Annotated in this window: 6 protein-coding genes and 3 tRNA genes; 5 read left to right on the top strand and 4 right to left on the bottom strand. The window is 31.6% G+C overall.

Features of this window, described 5'->3' with window-relative positions; translation table 11 throughout:
• Nucleotides 1-665 (bottom strand): hypothetical protein (locus tag E7419_08180; protein ID MBE7015154.1); only part of this gene is annotated, 665 nt, incomplete at its 3' end.
• A 14-nt stretch (nt 666-679) separates the two neighbouring features.
• Nucleotides 680-1,846, bottom strand: coding sequence for a cation transporter (locus E7419_08175; protein ID MBE7015153.1), 1,167 nt, complete (start codon nt 1,844-1,846; stop codon nt 680-682).
• A gap of 190 nt (nt 1,847-2,036) precedes the next feature.
• Between E7419_08175 and E7419_08170 the strand changes: the two genes are divergently transcribed.
• Complete coding sequence (locus E7419_08170; GenBank protein ID MBE7015152.1) at nt 2,037-2,450, top strand: DUF523 domain-containing protein; 414 nt, start codon at nt 2,037-2,039, stop codon at nt 2,448-2,450.
• A 105-nt stretch (nt 2,451-2,555) separates the two neighbouring features.
• Entirely contained in the window at nt 2,556-3,155 is a 600-nt protein-coding gene (locus E7419_08165; GenBank protein ID MBE7015151.1) for a flavodoxin family protein, read from the top strand.
• A 156-nt stretch (nt 3,156-3,311) separates the two neighbouring features.
• Here the strand turns inward: E7419_08165 and E7419_08160 are convergent, their stop codons facing one another.
• Both E7419_08160 and recO read right to left on the bottom strand, forming a co-directional pair.
• Entirely contained in the window at nt 3,312-3,611 is a 300-nt protein-coding gene (locus E7419_08160; protein ID MBE7015150.1) for a hypothetical protein, read from the bottom strand.
• Between the two features lies 1 nt (nt 3,612).
• Nucleotides 3,613-4,359, bottom strand: coding sequence for a DNA repair protein RecO (gene recO, locus E7419_08155; GenBank protein MBE7015149.1), 747 nt, complete (start codon nt 4,357-4,359; stop codon nt 3,613-3,615).
• Nucleotides 4,360-4,533: 174 nt separating this feature from the next.
• Between recO and E7419_08150 the strand changes: the two genes are divergently transcribed.
• The 3 genes from E7419_08150 (at nt 4,534) to E7419_08140 (ending at nt 4,843) form a co-directional block, all read left to right on the top strand.
• Nucleotides 4,534-4,610 (top strand) — tRNA-Pro (locus tag E7419_08150).
• 72 nt (nt 4,611-4,682) lie between these two features.
• Nucleotides 4,683-4,758: transfer RNA gene (locus E7419_08145), tRNA-Thr, on the top strand.
• Nucleotides 4,759-4,843, top strand: a tRNA-Tyr gene (locus E7419_08140).

Here is a 4,843-nt window from a genome sequence, read left to right as displayed (position 1 = left end):
TGCTGACCCATTGAGAAAAATACGCTTGTTGTTCCGAAATTATATATATGATGATATACATAATTCATTCTTATTGATGCCATATTTGTTATAAACATACTTGTATGGAAAGGACTTGCGTTAATTATAATTTTTGGCAAAAGTCCGTATCTGTCAAGAAGTTTAACAAAACCTATTGCCAGACCGGGAAGAAGAGGTATTGCCAGGAAAAACTTTGCAAGTTTATCAGTAAAGTTTTCATTTTCTATCTCTCTGTTTTCTTCTATTGCTTTATTCATTTTTTCAGTAACTGTAAAAATATTATCATTTTCATCAAAGAATAATTTAACCGTTGTTTCATTAATTTCATTTCCAATTTGATTTTTTAACATTGCATGTGAAACACAAATTTCATTCCTCTGATATATTTTTTTATTCATTATAAAACGGTTAAACTCAGGGTATTCAAGTACTGTTTTAACAAATGCGGCAACTATAACATTCATAAGAGATATCTTAATACCTTCCGCTCTTTTTTTCTTGATGTATTTAGATACCGGTTCGTAATCAAGTTCTTCCTTAATCATAACCTGAGCATCACATCTTTGAGGCATAAACATAGATGTTACTCTGACAATCGGGTCAATTTTTTTATCTACTTTCCCATCTGGTCTTCTTCCAAACATAGTTTTAATCCCCTTTAATATTTATTATCTATTTTGATAACCGTGTTATAATTTTCATCCCACTTTCTTATAACTTCAGTTATTTTATCTAAAATATCTTTCCTTTGGTATTCTTTGTAAAAAACAGGAATACAAAGGTCAAAAACAATATTGGTACACTCGTCTTTTTTTGTTAATCTTAAATCGTGATAAGTTAAATTAACATCAATCTCACACAAGGTGTCAGAAATCAGTTTGTTTATCAGGTTTAACTGACCACTGTTTTCTATAATAGGGTCCATATGAATAACAATGTGAACACCCAAATTTTTCTCTATCAAACTTTCAATATCATCAATCGTTTCGTGAATTTGTACTATACTTACATTTTCAGGAACTTCTGCATGAACAGATGCAAAAATTCTTCCCGGACCATAATCATGGATTATAAGGTCATGAATACCCCTTACATCTTTATGGGATAATATTATATCCTCAATCCCTTTAACTGTTTCGCTGTCAGGAGATGCACCTAAAAGAGAGTTAATGGTATCTTTAGAAACCCCAAAGCCCGAATACATTATAATTAATGAAACTATAACACCTAAATATCCATCAATTGGGAAACTTAAATATTTTCCCAAAAAAGAAACTAAAACTATAAGAGCAGTTGCAACTGCATCACCTATAGAATCTTTTGATGCTGCCATAAGGACCTTTGAGTTTATTTTTTCTCCTATAAATTTATTGTAAGAGTACATCCATAATTTTACTATAACAGATATAGTAAGAATAAAAACAAACGGCAGGGACAAAGAAACCTTGACGGGATTTATAATTTTTATTATAGATTCTTTTAAAAGTTCAAATCCGACAAGCATAATGATAAAGGAAATAACTAAAGATGCGATATATTCTATACGGCCATGCCCGAATGGATGTTCCTTATCTGCATCCTGATTGCTTAACTTTATGCCGATAATTGAAACTATTGAGGTTCCCATATCCGAAAAGTTATTAAAAGCATCGGAAAAAAGTGCCATACTTCCCGACAGATAACCAATAATTGCCTTTATAAAAAACAAAATCAGATTGTTTATTATCCCTAAAATTCCGCATAAAAGGGAGTATTTTTCTCTGACCTTAGTATTTTTAATATTTCCGCTGTCTTTAATAAATAAATTAATAAGAATTTTAATCATATAATATAATCCTCACTTTTTAGCTGTTGGAGAGTTAATTAAATGCGTTTTTAAATGTTAGAGGCATATTTACATAATTCTCCGACGGCTAACTATATTATACAATAAGTTATTCGTTTTGTAAAGAAATTATATATTTCTTTGACATTTTAACATATTTAATATAATATAATATGGGGAGGGAAACAGTATGATTTTAGTTAGTGCCTGCTTAGTCGGAGAGAACTGTAAATATAATGGCGATAATAACAAAAATGAAAAAGTTCTTGAATTTTTAAAAGATAAAGAATACATAAAAATTTGTCCGGAAGTTATGGGCGGACTTCCAACACCCCGCCCGCCAAGTGAAATAAAAGGGGATAAGGTGTTTAATATAAAAGGGGAAAATGTTACAAAAAATTTTATATCAGGTGGGAAATATGCACTGGAAATTGCAAAAAATAAAAAGCCCGAACTTATTATACTAAAAGCCAAAAGTCCTTCCTGCGGACTTGGACAGGTATATGACGGTAGTTTTTCTGCTACATTGAAAGAAGGTAATGGCATCGCTTGTCAGATGCTCATTGATAATGGATTTAAAATAATAACTGAAAATGAAATATAAGGGGATGCTAAAAACCTCCGGAACGAAAAAAGTAGGGAACGACCTATGTGTCGTTCTGATAAAACAGCAAATTATGAACAAAAATTGAAAGGAAGATTTTAAAAAATGAAAGTTGCATTAGTAAATGGAAGCCCACACGAAAAAGGTTCAACGTATACAGTTTTAAATATTGTGGGTGAAACTTTAGAAAAGGAAGGAATTTCTTCAGAAATATTCTGGATAGGTGCAAAACCCATATCCGGATGTTTAGGATGTAAAGCGTGTGTCAAACTGGGAAAATGTTTTATGGACGACAGTGTAAATGTTTTTGCCAAAAAAGCAAAGGAGTTTGATGCTTTTATATTTGGCTCACCTGTTCATTATGCCGCAATGGGAGGGCAGTTGAGTTCGTTTATGGACAGACTCTTCTATTCTTCTAAAAAAAGCGGAGCATATTATCTAAAACCTGCAGCAGGGATTGCTGTGGCAAGAAGAGCAGGGGCGACTGTAACAGTTGACCAGTTAAACAAATATTTCACTTTGGCCGAAATGCCTGTGATATCTTCGAAATACTGGAATGTAGTTTATGGAATATCTCCTGACGAAGTATTAAAGGACGAAGAGGGAATTTCTATCGTAAAAAAACTTGCGGTAAATATGGCATTTTTCTTAAAATGTAAGGAAGCAGGGATTAAATCAGGACTTGAACTTCCGGAAATGATTTAGATTAAAATATAAAATTTATAAAATTATGAATAAATAAAGGCAAAATCATGCTATATAGCGATTTTGCCTTTTTATTGTGAATTAACACAACAAGGTTCTCCGAAAATCTTAAGCCTTTGGCTTTTAGATTTTCGTGAGGTTCTTATATTATGTAATTTATTGAACCTCATAAATATGTGAAACAGTTTTCATAAAGAAACTTTTTTTAATTTTATATTTTGTGTCTTTTGGCAAAATTTCTTTTGCAATTTCCAAAAGTTCTGCTTTTGATGCTTTATATCTTTTTTTGGAATTAACCGTTATATGATATATCAAAGATTTGTTTTTCCCTTTCGGTTCCTGACCTGAAAGAATAGTAAGATGGTCTTTTTCATATACTTTATAGTTAATTCCACCTTTTTTTTCTAACATTGTAATAAACTGAGGTTTTTTCTGATATTTTACTTCTTTTAACATTTTATTTTAATCCTTTCTGAATATTTCTTAAATATTTTAGGCTGGAATACTCTTTTTCCATGCAAATTTTAATGTAATTTGTACTGATTATACTGAGTTCTTTAATATAAGGTCCGTTAAGAGAAAAAGAAAAAAGTTTCTTTTCGTCTGAATAGGTAATATGTTTTAGAGAAAGAAGAACAGACGGCGATATAGTTTTTCCCATATCGGAGTTTCCGCAAGTTTTACAGTAACATTCACCCTCGTATAAGTTTATATATTCTGCTTCTTCTTTTCCGCAAAAAGCACATTCATCAATGTTTATTGCATATCCTGAAATTATAAGCGCCCTGAGTTCAAAAACACATTTTAAAAGTTCCTTGTTTTTAGTGCCTTTATAATATAAATATATGGTATTTATAAGCAGTTTGAACAGTTCAGGAAAAGTGTCGTCATATAAAAACATATCGTTTGCTAAATTAAGAATATAGGAAACATAAGCATAAGTTTCAAGGTCTTTTGAAATATCATAAAAATCAATAAGTTTAGACGCACCTGTGGAAATATACATATTATCAGAAACTGATTTTAAGTCAAATTCAATAAGAGCAAGAGGGGCAAGTGCATTAAGTTTAGATGTTGGCTTTGCCACACCCTTTGCAATTACATTTACTTTTCCGAGTGCATCGGTAACGATGGTTAGAATCTTATCATTTTCTTTATACTTAGCTTCCTTGACAATTATGCCTTTAATATTTTTATATTCCATTTAATCACCTTTAATGTATTATAGCATTAATGAATAATATAAAACTATTCTATCATATTTTTTATATGTTTACAAGACAAGATATAAAAAACTTAAGAAAAAAATTTAATTTTTTTCTTGACAAACCAAATTAAAAGATGTATAATATATTTTGCGTTGACTAAAACAACTTATCGAGGCGTAGCTCAGTTTGGTAGAGTGCTTGGTTTGGGACCAAGATGCCGCAGGTTCAAGTCCTGTCGCCTCGACCATCTTTTTTAAAAAAGGTGTTGACAAATCGGTAATTATATTTTATAATTAAAATGTTGTTACCAAAATATTTTGCTGGTGTAGCTCAATTGGTAGAGCAGCTGATTTGTAATCAGCAGGTCGCGGGTTCGAGTCCCATCACCAGCTCCAGGGAGAGTTCCCGAGTGGCCAAAGGGGGCAGACTGTAAATCTGTTGGCTCCGCCTTCGGTGGTTCGAATCCACCCTCTCCCACCA

Source organism: Oscillospiraceae bacterium, from assembly GCA_015068525.1.
GTDB lineage: Bacteria > Bacillota > Clostridia > UMGS1840 > HGM11507 > SIG450.
This window is presented reverse-complemented; position numbering and strand designations above follow the sequence as displayed.